This window comes from Alishewanella sp. HH-ZS, from assembly GCF_001704375.1.
GTDB classification, from domain to species: Bacteria; Pseudomonadota; Gammaproteobacteria; order Enterobacterales; family Alteromonadaceae; genus Alishewanella; species Alishewanella aestuarii.
In genome coordinates this window covers 21,436-40,152 of record NZ_LZEJ01000030.1, presented here as the reverse complement: position 1 = coordinate 40,152, position 18,717 = coordinate 21,436, and the positions used below count along the sequence as shown (strand labels likewise).

The window sequence follows — 18,717 nt, the reverse complement described above, 5'->3', positions numbered from 1 at the left end:
AAATCGTGGGGATCTATCAGCCTCTGACCGGTACCGGAGTGCTGTGGATAAGTTGGGGTTGTGTCGGGGGGAGGGCTTTGGTAGCATTGCCGCGTAAAATCTACTTGTACAGGACGTCAGAGTATTACTATGCGGTTTGTTTATACAGTTGTTCTGGCCTCTGCCACACTCGCGTTTTCCCCGCTGTTGCAAGCTGCACCCTGGGTAAAAACAGAAGATCAATTTCTGCAACAAAGCATTCAGTTGCTCGCTAATGCTGGCCTGATTAAAACACCGGTTAATACCTGGCCTTTAATGTGGCAGCCCATTCTGCAAGATCTGGCGCAAATTGACACCCAAGGCCTCACCGATGCGCAACTGCACGCCTATTTGCGCATAAAGTCAGCTGCGGGTTTTGCACAACAGGATCGGATTAACAGCCTTACGCTCTCTGGCAGCAATGAAGCCCTCGGGCCTCGTGGTGCTGGTAATCAGTACCAGCAAGAGGCCATGCTAAGCCTTGGTGCCGAACTAAAAGACAATAACTGGACGGCTGCGGTATACAAGCAATTCCGGCGCGACGCATACGACGCCAACAGCTTCTCTGACAACGATACCCACTGGGACGGCAGCTACGGTGCTTACACCGCGGGCAACTGGGTTATGCTGGCAGCCATTCATCAACAATGGTGGGGGCCGGCAATTCATAGCAGCTTTAATTTTAATAACCAGCAACGGCCAGCAAAAAGCTTACAAATAAGCCGTCTTAATCCGAATTTACCACTGCACCAAAGCCTTAGCGCGCTTGGCGCCGTACAATTTAATCTGCAATATGGTGAATTTGCCGGCACAGCGCCAACCCGCCATGCCACCTATCTGGCCAGCCGGATTGGCTTAAAGCCCCTCACAACGCTGGAAGTGGGCCTAAGTGGGCGCAAATTACAGCCAAAGCCTGAGCAGCAAGCAATTAGCGAACCTTTTTACCAGCAATTACCGCAGCAGGATATCACTACCCTTGGCCTGGACCTGCGCTATCACCTGAATAACCAAACCGCGTTATATGCCGAGTACTCCAGCCAGCGCAGTGGTGAAACGGCTAGTGGTTGGCTTGTCGGTGGTCAATATCACTTGGGTAACGAGTTTGTGTTGTTGCGCTTTTTTAGCGAGTACCAACATATTGCAGCCGACTACAACCAATGGTTGTTTATTCAGCCCGGCCAGATACAGGCTGCGATTAAAAATGAATGGGTAGCAGGGGTGCAAATTACTACGCCCTCGGGTGAAAGCGGTTATCTTAAATTTAGTAAAACCAGCTCACAGTTAAATCCGGCTCAACCCGAGTTATTAGTTGATCCTGCCGCTATCCACGCCGGATACCAGCGGCCTTTGTTAAGCGGTTTAGTCAGTATCGACTACCAGCTACAGCGCGCCAAACAATATGTTGATACCACCGAACTTAACCATGCGGTCGGCGTACGCTGGGAATGGCGTTGGTAATGGCGATAAAAGCAGCAGCTGCGCACTTTAGCCGATGAAAGAATTGACGCCCGATACTGTTCAGCCTTACCATCCGTGCCAGCAATAAGGACGCAGTAATCTATGGACAGTTGGTACCTCATTTACAGCAAATCGCGGCAAGAACAGCGAGCGCAACAACACCTTGCCAACCAAGGCTTTGAAAGCTTTGCCCCCCAGATCACTGTAAAAAAAATCCGTGCCGGCAAAACCGTACAGCTAACAGAGCCACTGTTCCCGCGTTATATTTTTCTAAAATGCCCGCAAACTCTTAACTTATCTACCATTCGAAGCACCCGCGGCGTCGCCGGGCTAGTCCGTTTTGGTGATACGCTGGCAACTGTACCCAGCTCCCTGATTCATTGCCTGTTAAAGAATCAACTGGTATTACAGCAGCAACTGCCAGAGCAGCCGTTTCAACCCGGCGATAAGTTAGAAATCCTAAATGGGCCCTTTGCCAGTTTAAACGCGGTATTTCAGCAAGCTGACGGCGAACAGCGCAGTATTATTTTGCTGAATTTTTTAGGCCAGCAACTGCAACTTAGTTTGGAAAATAAAGACTTAAGCAAGCCTGGCTGATACCAGCTGCCAACGCGGCTAAATCAGGTATTAAAACAGTAAAAACGGCAGGGCAGATAAGTTATACTCCCGCTGTTAAAAAGTATGACATTCAGTTCTGGGGCGCCTAACTCAGGGGCGGTAGCGTGCCTGAAGGCTGGAAAACGCATAATCAACTACAAAACGGAAGCAAGTTAATGAGGTTGTCTAAAAGTTTTTTTCGCAAACTGGTTGTGAGCACCGCAGCGCTGTTTATGGCTGCCAGTGTCATGGCACAGCAACCCAGCGCAGCGCAAATCGAACAGTTCAAACGTTTACCCAAGGCCCAGCAAGAGGCCCTGGCTAAACAGTACGGTTTCGATTTATCCATGATCTCCGGCACGTCCAGCGCCAACCGCCTGCAAAGTCAGGATGTGGAAAAGTTGATGCCGCAGGCCGATCGCGACTCAATGCTGTTAATGCAGGCAATGGCCGACCTGGAAGACAAACGCAAAACCCGCGAACCGGATGAAAAAGAACAATTAAAGCGCTTTGGTGAAAACCTGTTCGACGCCAATATCAGCACCTTTGCCCCGGTAGCGAATGCGCCGGTCCCAGATAATTATCGTCTGGGACCAGACGACACCCTGTTATTACAAGTTTACGGTAAACAAAGCAGCGACTACGAGCTGGTAGTTAACCGCGAGGGTAGCGTCAATTTACCTGATCTTGGCCCGGTTAATGTGGCAGGTTTAACCTTTAGCCAGGCCAGCAGCCTTATTCGCAATCGCATCGCCGAAGCCAATATCGGTTTACAGGCGGCGGTCACCATGGGGCAGCTACGCACCATTAATGTTTTTATCGCCGGAGAAGCCCGTAATCCGGGTATGTACGCGGTATCGGCGCTAACTTCTGTTACTCAGGCATTGTTTGTATCTGGCGGTGTGTCTGAAATTGGCAGCTTGCGCGATATCCGGGTAACCCGCAGTGGCCAAACTGTTGCCCGCTTCGATTTATACGACCTGCTTCTTAAAGGCAATAACGCCAACGATATTACCCTGCAGCATGGTGATGTGGTGTTTGTCGCGCCAGCCGGGGCTGTTGTCGCCATCGAAGGTGAAGTGCGTCGCCCGGCCTATTATGAATTGGCCACGGGTGAAACCCTTGGCCAGTTGTTAACTATGGCCGGCGGTTTACAGGCTTCTGCTCACGTTAATGCCGTCTCATTACAACGCTCTGGCCCCAATGGCCGCGAGCTGGTTAACCTAAACCTGACTGAGCCTTCGGCGCAAAATTTTGCTTTGCGCTCTGGTGATAAATTAGTAGTACCGGTGCTCTCACAGCGCGTACGCGATCAGATTACTATCGCCGGTGCCGTGTCGCGTCCGGGTACTTATGCCTGGCGCAGTGGCATGCAGCTGCATCACCTGTTGGGTAATGTTTGGTCAGACTTACTGCATAGCACTGATACCGACTACGCCCTGATTGTGCGCCGCATTAATAACCGTGGCGATGTTGAAGTACTGCAAATTAACCTGTTGGATGCAGTAGACAGCAGCCAGCCTGGCGGTTTTAAGCCGGTTAGTCTGCAGCCACAAGATATCGTTTTAGTATTCCACCAGGTAAACCTGGCTTACGAGCGCGAACAGCTAAATACTTTTATTCGCAAAGCTGTGCATAACAAGCTAAGCCACTTTACTGAAAATGCCTTACTCTCTGGCGATATTACTGGCAATTTCTTTAAACAAATCGAGAGTAACTCCGCACTAATCGCCAGTACCCAGTTTAAGTTCGACGACAAAGAGCTGTCAGAGCAGGCGCTTATTGAAAGCTTTGTTGGCACTATGCTGCAGCAGTTATATGTTAACCCTGAATATCTGGCGTTATCCAAGCACTTTACCCGCCGCGAGCTACTATTCCCGCTGTTGCAAACCTTACGCAAGCAAAGCACCGATCAACGTATCATCCCTATCGTATCGGTAAGTGGCGACGTAAAAGTGCCAGGCGAATACCCATTGGCACAGGGTGGTAATGTGGCGATGTTGCTGCAGGCCGCCGGTGGCTTAAATGCCTCTGCCTATTTACCACGGGCTGAACTTAGCCGCTTCCTGGCGCAGCAGGTTGAACGTAACGGTGTTGAACAGCAAAATATTAATATCGACCTGGGTGCCATCCTAAGTGGTCAGCAGCAGGATCTGCAACTTACCAGCCGTGACCGCATTAATGTGTTCTCAACGCCAGACTGGTCGCAGGTACGCTTAGTTAATATTAAAGGTGAAGTACGCTTCCCAGGTACCTATCAGGTATTAAAGGGCGAAAAGCTATCCGATGTAATTAAACGTGCCGGCGGCTTTACCCGTGATGCTTATCCATACGGTGCAGTTTTTACCCGCGAGGCGATTAAACTGCGTGAAGCCGAGCAGGCCGAAAAACTGTTATCACAATTAAAGTCGGATGTGACCAGCCGTATTTTAACCTCTGGCCAGCCAATGACTGCGCCGGCACCATTACAAATGCTGGAAGAGCTGCAAACCTTAGAGCCGGTAGGCCGCATGGTAATTGATTTGGAGCAGATTATGCTGGGGCGTGCCGACTTTGATATCGAAGTGGAGCACCAGGACAGCCTGACCATTCCGCGTACCCAAACCTCGGTAACGGTAATGGGCGAAGTACAACATCCCGGCTCACATCGTTACCGCGCAGGTTTAAGTGTGCGTGACTACTTGGCATTGGCGGGCGGAGCCCGTAAGCGCGCCGACGAAAAACGGGTATTTGTGATCCGCGCCGACGGCTCAGTAATGATCCCAAGCCAAAACCGCTGGTTTAGTGCAGCTAATGACGAGTTACGCCCAGGCGATACCGTTATTATGCCGCTGGATACCGAATATAAAGATGGCCTGAGTATGTGGGCGCAAGTCACCCAAATTTTCTATCAAACAGCCGTTGCTTTGGCAGCGCTGAATTCATTCTAAAAAACCAGGCTTAACAGTGGCATTCGGTATGCTACGCGAACCGAATGCCTAAAATGCTAACAAGGAACCTTATGTCTGACCAAGTTCAACAACCCGTGTCGCAGGTTGCAGACGACGAAATCGACTTGCGTGAGCTCTTTACTGCGCTATGGCAAGGTAAGTGGCTAATTATTGTCACCACTTTTCTATTTAGCGTAGCTTCGGTGTTCTATGCCTTAAGCTTACCCGATATTTATAAAAGCGAAGTGACACTGGCGCCGGTATCAGAAGATTCAGGCCTTAAAATCCCCGGTCAGTTGGGCGGCTTAGCCGCGCTTGCAGGGGTAAATCTGGGTGGTATGGGCGGTGGCGATAAAACTGGCTTGGCACTGGAAATTCTAAAATCGCGGGATTTTATTGGCCGTTTTATCGAGCAAAACGATTTATATCTACCCATTATGGCTGCTGAGGGCTGGAGTCGTTCAGAAAACAAACTATTATTGAACCCCAAAATATACAACGAGCAAACTCAGCAATGGGTTCGTAAAGTTAATGTTCCGTTCCAACCCAAACCAAGTACACTGGAAACTATCGAAGAGTTCAAGAAGCTATTTTCAGTAAGTCAGGATAAAACCTCTGGCATGGTAAAACTGAGCATTGAGCATTACTCGCCACTCTTAGCCAAAAGCTGGGCGGATAGCTTAGTAAAAGCAATTAATGAAGAGATGCGTACTCGCGAGCTGGTCGAGGCTGAGAGAAGCATTGCATATCTTAATCAACAAATTGCGCAAACTAATTTGGCAGACGTTCGAACCATGTTGTTCTCTTTAATTGAGGAACAGACAAAAACGTTAATGCTTGCGAATGTGCGGGATGAATATGTATTTAAAACGGTTGATCCAGCTGTTGTGGCAGAGAAAAAAACTAAGCCTAAGCGGGCATTGATTGTTATTTTAGCGTTTATGCTTGGTTCGTTGCTGAGCATGATGTTTGTATTGGTTCGCTATTTCTCGGATAAAAAGTAACTAGATGAAAGTATTAACGGTCTTTGGAACCCGACCAGAAGCCATCAAATTAGCACCCTTAGTGCACGCGTTGTCGGCTGATAAACGTTTTGATGCAAAAGTCTGCGTAACCGCGCAGCACCGACAAATGTTGGATCAGGTACTGGCGTTGTTTGACATAACACCAGATTATGATTTAAACATCATGCAGCCAGGTCAAGCGCTTACCGATGTCACCTCGGCCATTCTCAAGGGCTTACAGCCTGTATTAACAGAATTTAAGCCAGACATAGTATTGGTACATGGCGATACGGCCACAACCTTATCCGCCTCTTTAGCAGCTTACTATCAGCAAATTAAAGTAGGCCATGTTGAAGCGGGCTTACGAACCGGTAATATCTATAGCCCCTGGCCGGAAGAAGGTAACCGCAAACTGACCAGTGCATTAGCCAGTTACCACTTTGCGCCAACTGCAACGTCGCAGCAAAACCTGCTACGTGAAAACGTCACACCAGAAAGCATTTTCGTGACCGGCAATACAGTGATTGATGCGCTAATGTTGGTAACAAAAAAAATTGAGCAAAATGCACGGTTGGCGTCAGAGTTATCTGCTCGTTATCCGTTTTTAGACAGAAATAAAAAAATGTTACTGGTTACCGGGCATCGACGCGAGAGTTTTGGTGGTGGTTTTGAACGTATTTGTGAGGCGTTAAAGCAGCTCGCACAGTCATTCCCAGACATACAAATTGTCTATCCGGTGCATTTAAACCCTAATGTACAGCAGCCTGTTAACCGGCTATTGGCGGGGCTAAACAACGTATTTTTGATTGAGCCGCAAGACTACCTGCCTTTTGTTTATTTAATGATGCGCTCGCACATTATTCTCACGGATTCAGGTGGTATTCAGGAGGAAGCGCCATCACTTGGTAAACCGGTGCTCGTTATGCGTGATACTACGGAGCGACCAGAGGCTGTTGCTGCCGGCACAGTCAAACTAGTAGGCACCGACGTGGGAAAAATCGTCTCTGAAGTGACTAGCCTGCTTACCAACGGCGAGGCTTACGAAAATATGAGCCGTGCGCATAACCCCTATGGTGATGGCAAAGCCTGCCAACGTATTCTTGATACACTTTTTCAAGGTAATTAGTTAATGAAATTCACGTCTTTATCCGTTATTGGTTTAGGCTATATTGGCTTGCCTACAGCCGCTGTCTTCGCGTCACGTAAAATTAAGGTAATAGGGGTTGATGTAAACCAAAAGGCTGTCGACACAATTAATCAGGGCAAAATTCATATTGTAGAACCCGATCTGGATATTGTGGTACATGCTGCGGTAACCGAGGGTTACCTGAAAGCGACAACCGCACCAGAGCCGGCAGATGCCTTTATTGTAGCAGTGCCTACCCCGTTTAAAGGTGATAACCACGAGCCGGATTTAAGCTATATAGAAGCGGCCAGCAAAGCCATCGCGACTGCACTGCAAAAAGGCAATCTGGTTATTTTGGAGTCGACATCACCGGTGGGTGCAACAGAGCAAATGGCTGCTTGGCTTGCCGAGGCCCGGCCAGATTTAACCTTTCCGCAAACCCACGGCGAAGACTCCGATATCCGGGTTGCTCATTGCCCTGAGCGGGTATTGCCAGGCCATGTAATGCGCGAGCTCATTGAAAATGATCGTGTAATAGGCGGTATGACGCCAAAATGCTCTGACTGCGCCGTAGCGCTCTACAAAACCTTTGTACAGGGTGAATGTGTAGTTACCAATGCCCGCACAGCTGAAATGGCCAAACTTACTGAAAACAGCTTCCGTGATGTGAATATTGCCTTTGCCAACGAACTGTCGATGATATGCGACAAGCTGGACATTAATGTCTGGGAGCTGATCAAGCTGGCTAACCGGCATCCTCGGGTGAACATTCTGCAGCCCGGCCCGGGAGTTGGCGGTCATTGTATCGCGGTAGATCCCTGGTTTATCGTCAGTAAAACGCCAGAGCAAGCGCGGTTAATTCGCAAGGCACGTGAAGTGAACGACAGCAAGCCTGAGTGGGTTATTAATAAAGTAAAGTTGGCAATTGCTGACTTCTTGCAAGCTAACCCAGCGAAAACAGCTAAAGACATCACCATTGCTTGTTATGGTTTAGCTTTTAAACCCGATATTGATGACTTACGCGAAAGCCCGGCGATGGCCATTGCACAACAACTTATTGCGTTTCACAGCGGCAGTGTGCTGCTCGTTGAACCAAATATCACACAACTACCACAGAAGCTTCCAGGGCAAACGTTATCCAGCACTGAACAAGCTTTTGCGCAGGCTGATATTCACGTTTTACTGGTAGATCATAAAATGTTTAAGTCCACCAGACCAACCAGTGGTTTGGTCGTTGATAGTAAAGGGATCTGGTAATGAAATTGTTAGTCACAGGCGGTGCGGGTTTTATTGGTTCGGCAGTTGTGCGCCATATTATCAAGAACACCAATAACTCGGTTGTCAATGTCGATAAACTTACCTATGCCGGTAATTTAAACTCGGTTGCTAACGTAGCGCAAGATAGTCGCTATGTGTTTGAACAAGCCGATATCTGCAATGCTGAAGCAATGGCTGCGTTGTTCGCTAAACACCAGCCAGATGCGGTTATGCATTTAGCGGCTGAAAGCCACGTAGACCGTTCAATCGATGGCCCGGCGGCCTTTATTGAGACTAATATCATTGGCACTTACACCTTGCTGGAAGCTGCGCGTAATTACTGGAAAGCTTTACCGGAAACGCGTAAGCAGGCATTTCGCTTTCACCATATCTCTACTGACGAAGTGTATGGTGACTTGCACGGCACTGATGATTTGTTTACTGAAACGACGCCTTATGCACCAAGTAGCCCATATTCGGCCAGTAAGGCCAGTTCGGACCATTTAGTTCGCGCTTGGCAGCGCACTTATGGTTTACCGGTTATTGTTACTAACTGCTCTAACAACTATGGCCCTTATCATTTCCCAGAAAAATTAATACCGCTGATGATCTTAAATGCCCTGGCGGGTAAGCCATTGCCGGTATACGGCAAAGGCAACCAGATCCGCGACTGGCTGTATGTAGAAGATCACGCTCGCGCCTTATATAAAGTAGTCACAGAGGGTGTAGTGGGCGAAACCTACAATATCGGTGGCCATAACGAAAAGCAAAATATCGATGTGGTAAAAACGCTTTGCGCTATTTTGGAAGAGCTAGCACCTATTGCGAATTCAACACTGAATATTCCAAACTACGAGAGTTTAATCACTTACGTACAGGACCGGCCAGGCCACGACCTGCGTTACGCTATTGACGCCAGCAAAATAGAGCGTGAATTAGGCTGGAAGCCAGAAGAAACCTTTGAAACCGGCTTACGCAAAACAGTGCAATGGTATTTAGCTAACAAAGACTGGTGGCAAGCGGTACTGGATGGCAGCTACAAATTGGAACGTTTAGGGCAGGGAGCTTAAGCATGGCATATAAAGGTATTGTGTTGGCAGGCGGATCGGGTACACGGCTTTACCCCATTACCCGCGGTGTGTCTAAGCAACTGCTGCCTATTTACGACAAACCCATGGTGTATTACCCGATCTCAACATTAATGCTTGCGGGTATTCGCGACATTTTAATTATCTCCACCCCAGACGATATAGATGGCTTTAAGCGTTTATTGGGTGACGGTAGTGCTTTTGGCGTTAATTTTAGTTATGCGGTGCAACCCAGCCCAGACGGCCTGGCGCAGGCATTTTTAATTGGCGAGGAATTTATTGGTAACGATAATGCTTGTTTGGTGCTGGGCGATAACATTTATTATGGTCAGTCATTTTCAAAAACCCTAAAAAATGCGGCGGCACGTGATATTGGTGCAACAGTATTTGGTTATATGGTAAAAGATCCAGAACGCTTTGGCGTGGTGGAGTTTGATAAAGACATGAAAGCCGTGTCTATCGAAGAAAAGCCGGTGAAGCCTAAGTCGAACTATGCGGTTACAGGTTTGTATTTCTACGACAACGACGTAGTAGAGCTGGCCAAGCAGGTTAAACCCTCTGCCCGTGGCGAGTTGGAAATAACCACCCTTAACCAAATGTACTTAGAGGCCGGCAAGCTTAATGTCGAAATTTTGGGGCGTGGTTTTGCCTGGTTAGATACCGGCACCCACGAAAGTCTGCATGAGGCCTCGTCTTTTGTACAAACAATAGAGCATGTACAAGGCCTTAAAATAGCCTGTTTGGAGGAAATTGCCTGGCGTAATGGTTGGTTAACCACTGAGCAGGTGCTGCAGTTAGCCAAACCGATGCTGAAAAATGAGTACGGCCAGTATTTAACCCGGTTAGTATCATGCAGTTAACGCCACAGCTAAAAGTAGCGCTAACAGGCGCTAATGGCCAGTTGGGCTATCAGTTAGCTAAAAAGCTCGCTGATAAGGTTACCTTGTTGGCGTTAGACAGGGCCGCGCTTGATATTGCCAATAATGCACAGGTAGAACAAACACTGTTAGCTTTTGCCCCTGATGTAATAATCAATGCCGCTGCTTACACGGCGGTAGATAAAGCTGAGCAAGAGCCAGAACTCGCCAAAGCGATTAACGCGACAGGCCCACAAAACCTGGCGAAAGTCGCTGCTAAACTTGATGCCGTATTAATACATGTGTCTACCGATTACGTGTTCGATGGCTGCAGCGACAATCCTTACGTAGAAAGCGATGCTACTAACCCGCAAAGTATGTATGGGTTAACCAAACTGTGGGGCGAACAAGCTATTGCAAAATACTGTGCCAAGCACATTATTCTGCGTACGTCCTGGGTATTTGCAGAGCATGGTAATAATTTTGTCAAAACCATGCTGCGCCTGGCGCAAAGCCGGTCTGAATTAGGCGTGGTGGCCGACCAAATAGGCGGCCCGACTTACGCAGGTGATATTGCTGAGGCGATTATCAGTATACTGGCCCAGCTTAATCATACAGGCGATAACCGTTTTGGCCTATACCACTACAGTGGCGCCCCTTATGTGAGCTGGCATCAGTTTGCCTGCGGTATTTTTCAGAATGCGTTTGATCAGCAGCTTATCGCCAATCCGCCGAAGGTAAATGCGATAACAACAGCCCAATACCCAACGCCTGCTAAGCGCCCTGCATTTTCTATACTTAACTGCAGCAAAATTGAGCAAAGGTTCTCTGTTACGCCGTCCAATTGGCAAGCAGCCTTAAATAACCTAACGTTGTACAAGTGAATTCTATGAAAGTTATAGATACAGTCATTCCAGATGTAAAAATTATCGAGCCCGCTGTGTTTGGTGATGAACGTGGATTTTTCATGGAAACCTGGAACCAGCGGGTATTCGATGAAAAAGTAGCAAAGCGAGTTTTTGTACAAGATAATCAGTCTATCTCTTACAAGGGAGTATTGAGAGGTCTGCATTATCAGATCCGGCCTTATGAGCAAGGAAAGTTAGTACGAGTTATTTCTGGCGGTGTTTTTGATGTTGCTGTAGACATCAGGCCAAATTCACCAACTTATGGGCGGCATGTTGCCGTAGAACTGACAGCTGATAATAAGCGAATGCTGTGGATACCAGAGGGCTTTGCCCATGGTTTTCTTACATTGGAAGACGATACTGTTTTCGCATACAAAACAACAGGATACTATGATAAATCCTCTGAACGAGCGCTACATTGGAAATCAAGTCTTCTAAACATTAGTTGGCCGGAAATGAAAAACTTAATCGTAAATGAGAAGGATGCTTCGGCTCCTCAATTTGAGTATTAATTGATGAGTATTGATCAGTTACTTAAAAGTCACCCGGTACGCGGAGATGATCGCGGCCAGTTAGTTGCCATAGAGTCTAACATAGACGTGCCTTTTGAAATAAAGAGAATTTTTTATATTTATGGAACTAAGCAAGGCATTCCAAGAGGAAACCATGCGCATTACAAAACGAAACAATATTTAATTTCTGTTTCTGGTTCCTGCAAAGTAACGCTTGATAACGGGGTTGAGAAGGTAACTTACAATCTAGATAGTCAAAACAAAGGACTTCTACAAAGCGAATACGTTTGGGGTGTAATGCATGATTTTTCAGATGACTGCGTATTGTTAGTTCTAGCAAGCGAGCATTATGAAGACGCTGATTACATTAGAGATTATGAACAGTTTATAAAACAGGTAGTAACGTAATGCGCATTCATCCTCTAGCTGATGTAGCTGAATGTAGTATTGGGGAAGGCACAACCATATGGCAGTTTGTGGTGGTTTTGAAAGGCGCAACAATAGGCAGTAATAGTAATATTTGTGCCCAGTGCCTAATAGAGGGGGACGTTGTTATAGGTGACAACGTTACGCTGAAGTCGGGTGTTCAAATATGGGACGGCACAAGAATAGGCAACAATGTATTTATCGGGCCAAATGCGACTTTTACGAACGACCCTCTACCGCGGTCCAAGCAGTATCCTGCCAGCTTTACCGGTATAATCATAAAAGACCACGCAAGCATAGGTGCCAATGCCACAATACTGCCTGGAGTAACTGTGGGTGAATATGCGATGGTTGGCGCAGGCGCTGTAGTCACAAAAGATGTACCACCAAAAGCGGTTGTTATTGGCAACCCAGCTAAAGTTATTAGGTTTTTATCATGATTCCATTTTTAGATTTGAAAAATATTAATGCTCAATATCGTGAAGAGTTAGTTGACGCAGCAGCTCGGGTAATCGACTCTGGCTGGTATATCATGGGCTCTGAGCTAAAAGCTTTTGAAACAGAGTATTCAGAATACTGCGGCACTAAACACTGCATCGGTGTAGCGAACGGGTTAGATGCACTTGTTTTGGTACTCCGCGCTTGGAAGGAGCTTGGTAAGTTAAATGATGGTGATGAAGTTATCGTCCAGGCGAATACTTACATTGCCTCTATATTAGCGATTACGGAAAATAATCTTGTACCAGTTCTAGTTGAGCCGGATCCTAAAACCTATAATCTCAATGCTGCTTCAGTTCTATCTGCTATAACGGGAAAAACCAAAGCGATCTTACCTGTGCATTTATATGGTTTGATCTCACCAATGCATGAAATAATGGCGATAGCTAATGAGCATAACTTGCTTGTATTGGAAGACTGCGCACAATCACATGGTGCTAAAATTGAAGGCAAAGTAGCCGGAAGTTGGGGGCATGCAGCAGGTTTTAGTTTTTATCCAGGTAAAAACTTAGGCGCCTTAGGTGATGCTGGTGCTATTACTACGAACGACGATGAGTTAGCTCAAACTGTGCGCGCAATAGCTAATTATGGGAGCCATAAAAAATACGAAAATTCATATCAAGGTGTTAATAGTCGACTCGATGAGTTGCAGGCTGCTTTCCTTAGAGTAAAACTTAACTATTTAAATAATGAAACACACCGCAGGCGAGAGATTGCTATCGCTTATGCTAACGGTATTAAAAATGACTCTCTAATGTTGCCAATTTCAAGCAGCACGACATTGAGTGATTTGGATAAACACGTGTTTCACTTGTTTGTAGTTCGCAGTCGTAATAGAGCTGCTTTTCAAGAGCACTTAAATGAAGCAGGTATTCAAACTGTAATTCATTATCCAATTCCACCTCACCGTCAACAGGCTTATAATGAGTTCAGTCATTTTTCTCTACCTTTAACTGAAGATATACATAGCGAGGTTATTAGTTTGCCAATAAGTTCTACAATGAATGATGAACAGATAAATAAAGTGATTTCTGCTTGTAACAGTTTTAAAGGTTAGATGTGAATCTTATAAAAACTAGTTTGTTAAGTGGTATTTCTGTAGCTATTAAAATGATAACCCTTTTGGGGATAAATAAAGTACTTGCAGTTTATGTTGGCCCTGCCGGTTATGCTGCGATAGGACAGTTCCAGAACGTCGTACAAATTATAATGACGTTTTCAAGTGGAGCGTTTAATACTGGGGTTACAAAATATACTGCTGAATACTATTACGACGAAAAGAAGCAAAGAAAGGTTTGGCGCACCGCAAGTACAGTTGCGGTATGTTGCTCCATATTCTTCGGATTGATAATTATTTCAAGTAGTGAATTCTTGTCGTTATTATTATTCGAAAGTGCTATTTACAAAGATGTTTTCTTTTGGCTTGGAATATCATTAGTATTCCTATTGTTGAATAATTTATTGCTGGCTATTCTAAATGGGAAGAAGGAGATACAGTTATATGTGCTAGCAAGTATTTTTGGTAGTTTATTTTCTCTCGTCGTCACCGTGATACTAACTATTCTCTATGGCCTGATCGGCGCGCTAATTTCGCTAGCAGTATATCAGTCGTTGTCTTTTGTAGTAACAGTTTATCTTTGCACGAAAACAGACTGGTTTAATTTTATGGACTTGTTTGGTCAAATTGATAGCGATTCTGTTAGGAAATTACTTAAGTACTCTACGATGGCACTGACAACTGCGGCTTGCGTCCCGGTAAGTCACATTTTGGTTCGAGAGCACTTAAGCCAAACTCTGGGATTAGAAGCCGCGGGTAATTGGGAGGCGATGTGGAGATTGAGTACTGCATATTTGATGTTAGTGACAACAACGCTTAGTGTATACCTTCTTCCGAGACTATCTGAACTAGAAAAAACAGAAGAAATAAGACGTGAAATATTTCACGGCTACAAGATAATAATGCCTTTCGTTCTAACTTCCTGTTTGATGATATTTTATTTTCGAGAGTTTATAATAGAATTTCTATTCTCTTCTGAGTTCCAGAATATGGAAACTCTTTTTGGATGGCAGCTAGTTGGCGATTTTCTAAAAATTGCAAGCTGGATAGCAGCATACATTTTTACAGCAAAGGCGCTACTCGGGCTTTTTATATTTTCTGAAGTGTTTTTCGCACTATCTTTCTTCGTATTAACGCTCTTTTTAACGAAATATTTTGGTATTCAAGCAGCGAGCGTTGCTCACGCGGTAAACTATCTAGCATACTTATTGTTTGTCCTAGGTGCGCTAAGGTATAGAAAAATAATATAGTGCTTATAGTATTATTTCTGGGTATTTTAGATTTTATGGTTATTCATATGCTAACACATACTAACGACCTGATGTTCTGTAATAAAGCTGTTTTTACCATGCGTCAGGTTTTGGGGTTTGTTAATGATAGGGCAATCTAGTAAGAAGATATATTTTATTTATCCTAGCTTGAAACTGGGCGGAGTCCAAACTCTATTTTCTAGGCTATCTTTGAAACTAATTGATTCAGGTTATGATGTCTGTATTGTCGACTATAAGGAAGGAGTTTATAAGTCTTTAGTAAACGATTCTAAGGTAACTTTCATTAATTACAATGCCAATCAGCCTTTACAACTAGACAGTAACGCTATAATAATAACTGTAGCTCAAAACATAGGGTTGCTTCATAAATATGTCTCAAACTTTAACTCTCTAAAGGTCATATACTGGTTTGTTCATCCCTATAATTTAATTGTGAATTTTCCATTCTTTAAATTTTTCTCAAAGACTAACATTAAAGTAATAAGATTTGTCCTAAGTTTTTTTTACAACTCCGATCTTAAGATTTTAAGATGTTATCTTGAAGAGCTTATACAAAAAAAAGAAGTTGTTTTCATGGACGGAGAGTGTCATAGAGTTAATTCTCAGATATTTGAATTTAAGGGCCGTCCGGAGTACTTACCAATTCCAGTATCAGAGCCTGTCACTACTGAAATTGCTTGTTCTGGACAGAGTCTTTGTTGGCTGGGACGCATTGAAGATTTCAAGACTGAAATATTGATAAGAGTCCTAAATGATTTTTTAAGCTCTAGTAGCGATAAAGAGTTTTGCGTAATTGGGGCTGGTAGGGATTTAGATTTAGTGAAGGGCTTATTTATAAGCTCGAATAAAATAAAGTTTTTCGGAAGTATTGCAGAATCAGAAATATCTAGTTTTCTTGTAAACCATGTGTCTATACTTTTTGCAATGGGGACGTCAGCTCTAGAAGGTGCAAAGTTAGGAATACCTACTGTACTACTGGACGTGTTTTATACTTCAGTTCCCGCGAATTATCATTATCGTTGGCTATATAATACTAAAGATTTTACTTTAGGGCGTGTTATCGAAAGTAATTACCAGCCATCACCCGATGATCTAACATTTATTGAAATACTGGTTTCATGTCAACAGTTTCGAGATGAAATTGGTAGAAAAAGTTATCTATATTATAAAGCGAACCATGAACTCTCCTATGTTACAGGAAAGTTGATCAACTTAATTTCCTTTGAGAATGATAATATTACACAATTAAATTACAAGCTAGGTGTTTCGACAATTTTCAAACTCATCTCCAGGCTTAAAAAAATGATAAGAGGCAATAATGAGATTGAATGACAATCTATTTTTAATGCTCTCTGGCTTTTTGCTGAATCTCCCATCACTTTTCCTTGTGTATAGTTTTGATTTTTCTGGTTTAAGCATATTTTATATCATTTCGCTTTCTCTTGTTCTCGTTAGCGCTTTCTTGAATAAGCGATGGTTAATTACTAGGCTGGAAGCACTGATATTTTTGATTTTTATAGCTCTATATTCGTTAAGTGTGTTTAGTGGTCCTATACACGACTTTGTCTTTTATAAATTTACTTTTTTTTTAATAAAGTGTGTATCACTATTTGTCCTTGGTGCACTTGTTGCTCAAAATTACGGTAATCCTAGTTTTGAGCGGTTTCTTAAAGGTTACTTCATTTCTCTTGGTTTAGTGTGTTTTAATTATTACGCTTATGCTATTTTCAATTTTCTTAACAACCCAATTTTATCCGTTAATAACCGACTTGAGATCGGAGAAGCAAATCCCATATGGATTTCTAGAGAAGTTTTAGAGTTTCTGATAATATACTTTTTTATATACAAGCGTAATTTGTTATTCTCAATAACATCATCTTTTCTTACCTTTGTTGTTGTTGTTGTGTCTGGATCCAAAGGTCCTATACTATCATTTTTGGTTACTGTTTTCATATCTCTTAAGTTTAGGGCTAAAATATTATTTATTTTTTTGTCATTTTTAACTGCAGGGTTTACCTATTTTATAGCTTGGAATTACCTTCCAGATAATTTTTCTGATTTTATAGTTCAACGTTTTTTTAGAGTTGTTCCTGAAGGTGCAAGTCAGCATTTTGTAGATGAAAGTAGAAATGTTGTCTGGGCTAAAACAATTTTGGCGTCATTCTCTGATTTTAAAATATTTTTTCTTGGTGAGGGGGTTGGCCAAAGCTTTAAACTACTGGGATACTCAGAGGTAAGGTATTACCCTCATAACCTTATTCTAGAAATTTTATATGAGAATGGATTTTTAGTGCTTGCTTCTTTTGTCGTGCTATTATTAAAAGCGTTTTCCGTGAAAAGTAAAATTTCTTTATTACTTATTTTTCACTTTCTGAACTCCCTCTTTTCCGGCGATATTTTAATGAACGAAAAACTATTTCTTTTTTTAGGAATGTCGATTTTTATTTCCTCGAGAATTACAAGCTATGAGCAACAATCTAAAAAAAGCAACGCGTGAAAATGATGTGAGATTTAAGGTTTGCTATGTTACTATGGAAAGTATAGTTGGCGATCCTATCATAAAATCTCAAGTCATTTCATTACTTACGGAATTATTTAAATCAGATCCCTCTAGTTTTGAGTTTACTTTGATTACTTTTGAAAAGAATTTAGATGCTGATTTAATATGCTCTTCGAAAAAAAGTTTTGATAAGGTTGAAATTAAACCGATTAGCTATAGTAATCACGTAGTAAACCAGTTAAAACTCTTGCTATTTTTAATAAAGGAATCAAATAAATTTAATATTATTCATGTTAGAAGTTACTTGCCAATGCTTGTCGTTTCTATTTTGAAACCGTTTTACCGTTACAAGGTTGTTTTTGACCCAAGAGGGTTATTTGGGGATGAGATACTTTATTATAACAGATTTAGCTTGAAAGGTTGGTTGTTCAAGTTTTTAGAAAAATACTTTTTCAAAATTGCTGATTTTAACGTTTTTGTTTCTAAGTATTTTTCAGATTATGTTATCGATAATTATAAGGTAGACAGAGCTAATACAGCTATTATACCGACATTCTCTCTGTCAGGTCCTGTTGTTTCTTTTAGTGAGGATTCTACAAAATTTGGCGATTATCCGATAAATTTCTTAAATAAGAAGTATATTAAACTTTGTTATTCAGGATCTTTAGAGGGGTGGCAGTGTTTTGATGATATTATTCGTTTTTTTTCTTATATTGAAAAGGAGAATGAAAACGCAATCTTTGTCTTTTGCTCTAAATCTATTGAGGCTATGAAGCTAAAGGTATTTCAATCCCTTCCTTCAGAAAAATGTTTTTTCTATAGTCTTGAGCCTAGTGAATTGAGATATGTTATAGGTCGTTGTGACTATGGGGTTATTTTTAGGGAGCCACATTTGATTAATAGAGTAGCATCTCCAATTAAAATTAATGACTATCTTTTATCCGGGGTTAAAATTATTTCTACTCGTGGCATTGGTGATTCTGAAGATTTCGTTATTAAAAATGACTTAGGTTTGGTTTTAGATGATTTGTCAGAGTTTACGTTCAAGAAAATCGCGAGTTCTATCACTCAAACAGATGAGTCTGAGAAAGTTAGGGTAATTGATGTCGTTAATAGGGAGCGCGACATATCAGTTGCTGTTGCTTCTTACGCCAGACTCTATGAAAATGTCATTAATTCTTAGTATAAGATAACTTAGTTCGGGGTAATG

At 43.3% G+C, this 18,717-nt stretch carries 17 protein-coding genes; all 17 read left to right on the top strand.

All coding sequences use genetic code 11. From position 1 onward, the window contains the following. The first annotated feature begins 129 nt into the window (after positions 1 to 129). The 17 genes from A9165_RS12300 (at position 130) to A9165_RS12220 (ending at position 18,690) form a co-directional block, all read left to right on the top strand. A complete protein-coding gene (locus A9165_RS12300) occupies positions 130 to 1,476 on the top strand; it encodes a capsule assembly Wzi family protein (RefSeq protein ID WP_065956105.1) in 1,347 nt (448 codons plus the stop codon). A gap of 102 nt (positions 1,477 to 1,578) precedes the next feature. After that, positions 1,579 to 2,073: a transcription/translation regulatory transformer protein RfaH gene (gene rfaH, locus A9165_RS12295; RefSeq protein ID WP_065956104.1), complete on the top strand. Its 495-nt coding sequence runs from the start codon at positions 1,579 to 1,581 to the stop codon at positions 2,071 to 2,073. 233 nt (positions 2,074 to 2,306) lie between these two features. Further along, positions 2,307 to 5,003: an SLBB domain-containing protein gene (locus tag A9165_RS12290; RefSeq protein ID WP_255365714.1), complete on the top strand. Its 2,697-nt coding sequence runs from the start codon at positions 2,307 to 2,309 to the stop codon at positions 5,001 to 5,003. Between the two features lie 71 nt (positions 5,004 to 5,074). Further along, a complete protein-coding gene (locus tag A9165_RS12285; RefSeq protein WP_065956102.1) occupies positions 5,075 to 6,007 on the top strand; it encodes a Wzz/FepE/Etk N-terminal domain-containing protein in 933 nt (310 codons plus the stop codon). A gap of 4 nt (positions 6,008 to 6,011) precedes the next feature. Then, positions 6,012 to 7,133 (top strand): non-hydrolyzing UDP-N-acetylglucosamine 2-epimerase, encoded by a 1,122-nt coding sequence (wecB, locus tag A9165_RS12280; RefSeq protein WP_065956101.1) that lies wholly within the window; start codon positions 6,012 to 6,014, stop codon positions 7,131 to 7,133. 3 nt (positions 7,134 to 7,136) lie between these two features. Continuing rightward, the gene (gene wecC / locus A9165_RS12275) at positions 7,137 to 8,390 is read left to right on the top strand and encodes a UDP-N-acetyl-D-mannosamine dehydrogenase (RefSeq protein ID WP_065956100.1); all 1,254 of its coding nucleotides are present in this window, start codon (positions 7,137 to 7,139) and stop codon (positions 8,388 to 8,390) included. Beyond that, positions 8,390 to 9,460, top strand: coding sequence for a dTDP-glucose 4,6-dehydratase (rfbB, locus tag A9165_RS12270; protein ID WP_065956099.1), 1,071 nt, complete (start codon positions 8,390 to 8,392; stop codon positions 9,458 to 9,460). The genes wecC and rfbB overlap by 1 nt, the downstream gene beginning before the upstream one ends. Positions 9,461 to 9,462: 2 nt before the next feature. Then, positions 9,463 to 10,338, top strand: coding sequence for a glucose-1-phosphate thymidylyltransferase RfbA (gene rfbA, locus A9165_RS12265; RefSeq protein WP_065956098.1), 876 nt, complete (start codon positions 9,463 to 9,465; stop codon positions 10,336 to 10,338). Then, positions 10,329 to 11,219 (top strand): dTDP-4-dehydrorhamnose reductase, encoded by an 891-nt coding sequence (gene rfbD, locus A9165_RS12260; RefSeq protein ID WP_065956097.1) that lies wholly within the window; start codon positions 10,329 to 10,331, stop codon positions 11,217 to 11,219. The genes rfbA and rfbD overlap by 10 nt, the downstream gene beginning before the upstream one ends. Positions 11,220 to 11,224: 5 nt before the next feature. Beyond that, on the top strand, positions 11,225 to 11,755 hold the full coding sequence (gene rfbC, locus A9165_RS12255; protein ID WP_065956096.1) for a dTDP-4-dehydrorhamnose 3,5-epimerase: 531 nt from the start codon (positions 11,225 to 11,227) through the stop codon (positions 11,753 to 11,755). Between the two features lie 3 nt (positions 11,756 to 11,758). Continuing rightward, positions 11,759 to 12,163 carry an FdtA/QdtA family cupin domain-containing protein gene (locus A9165_RS12250; RefSeq protein WP_065956095.1) on the top strand — a complete coding sequence of 135 codons (405 nt, stop codon included), beginning with the start codon at positions 11,759 to 11,761 and terminating at the stop codon, positions 12,161 to 12,163. Beyond that, entirely contained in the window at positions 12,163 to 12,621 is a 459-nt protein-coding gene (locus tag A9165_RS12245; RefSeq protein WP_065956094.1) for an acyltransferase, read from the top strand. Before A9165_RS12250 ends, A9165_RS12245 begins: the two co-directional genes overlap by 1 nt. Then, a complete protein-coding gene (locus A9165_RS12240) occupies positions 12,618 to 13,736 on the top strand; it encodes a DegT/DnrJ/EryC1/StrS aminotransferase family protein (protein WP_065956093.1) in 1,119 nt (372 codons plus the stop codon). Before A9165_RS12245 ends, A9165_RS12240 begins: the two co-directional genes overlap by 4 nt. Positions 13,737 to 13,738: 2 nt before the next feature. Next, the gene (locus A9165_RS12235; protein ID WP_065956092.1) at positions 13,739 to 14,986 is read left to right on the top strand and encodes an O-antigen translocase; all 1,248 of its coding nucleotides are present in this window, start codon (positions 13,739 to 13,741) and stop codon (positions 14,984 to 14,986) included. Between the two features lie 210 nt (positions 14,987 to 15,196). Beyond that, positions 15,197 to 16,339, top strand: coding sequence for a glycosyltransferase (locus tag A9165_RS12230; RefSeq protein ID WP_141686162.1), 1,143 nt, complete (start codon positions 15,197 to 15,199; stop codon positions 16,337 to 16,339). Beyond that, entirely contained in the window at positions 16,326 to 17,504 is a 1,179-nt protein-coding gene (locus A9165_RS12225; protein WP_065956090.1) for an O-antigen ligase family protein, read from the top strand. The genes A9165_RS12230 and A9165_RS12225 overlap by 14 nt, the downstream gene beginning before the upstream one ends. Next, on the top strand, positions 17,473 to 18,690 hold the full coding sequence (locus A9165_RS12220) for a glycosyltransferase (RefSeq protein WP_065956089.1): 1,218 nt from the start codon (positions 17,473 to 17,475) through the stop codon (positions 18,688 to 18,690). The genes A9165_RS12225 and A9165_RS12220 overlap by 32 nt, the downstream gene beginning before the upstream one ends. The last annotated feature ends 27 nt before the right edge of the window (positions 18,691 to 18,717 follow it).

Coding starts and splice junctions, on each gene's coding strand:
- A9165_RS12300 (WP_065956105.1), top strand. CDS start 130: ATGCGGTTTGTTTATACAGTTGTTCTGGCCTCTGCCACACTCGCGTTT.
- rfbA (WP_065956098.1), top strand. CDS start 9,463: ATGGCATATAAAGGTATTGTGTTGGCAGGCGGATCGGGTACACGGCTT.
- A9165_RS12220 (WP_065956089.1), top strand. CDS start 17,473: ATGAGCAACAATCTAAAAAAAGCAACGCGTGAAAATGATGTGAGATTT.
- A9165_RS12290 (WP_255365714.1), top strand. CDS start 2,307: ATGGCTGCCAGTGTCATGGCACAGCAACCCAGCGCAGCGCAAATCGAA.
- rfbC (WP_065956096.1), top strand. CDS start 11,225: ATGAAAGTTATAGATACAGTCATTCCAGATGTAAAAATTATCGAGCCC.
- A9165_RS12245 (WP_065956094.1), top strand. CDS start 12,163: ATGCGCATTCATCCTCTAGCTGATGTAGCTGAATGTAGTATTGGGGAA.
- A9165_RS12250 (WP_065956095.1), top strand. CDS start 11,759: ATGAGTATTGATCAGTTACTTAAAAGTCACCCGGTACGCGGAGATGAT.
- A9165_RS12285 (WP_065956102.1), top strand. CDS start 5,075: ATGTCTGACCAAGTTCAACAACCCGTGTCGCAGGTTGCAGACGACGAA.
- rfaH (WP_065956104.1), top strand. CDS start 1,579: ATGGACAGTTGGTACCTCATTTACAGCAAATCGCGGCAAGAACAGCGA.
- A9165_RS12225 (WP_065956090.1), top strand. CDS start 16,326: ATGAGATTGAATGACAATCTATTTTTAATGCTCTCTGGCTTTTTGCTG.
- wecB (WP_065956101.1), top strand. CDS start 6,012: ATGAAAGTATTAACGGTCTTTGGAACCCGACCAGAAGCCATCAAATTA.
- A9165_RS12240 (WP_065956093.1), top strand. CDS start 12,618: ATGATTCCATTTTTAGATTTGAAAAATATTAATGCTCAATATCGTGAA.
- rfbB (WP_065956099.1), top strand. CDS start 8,390: ATGAAATTGTTAGTCACAGGCGGTGCGGGTTTTATTGGTTCGGCAGTT.
- rfbD (WP_065956097.1), top strand. CDS start 10,329: ATGCAGTTAACGCCACAGCTAAAAGTAGCGCTAACAGGCGCTAATGGC.
- wecC (WP_065956100.1), top strand. CDS start 7,137: ATGAAATTCACGTCTTTATCCGTTATTGGTTTAGGCTATATTGGCTTG.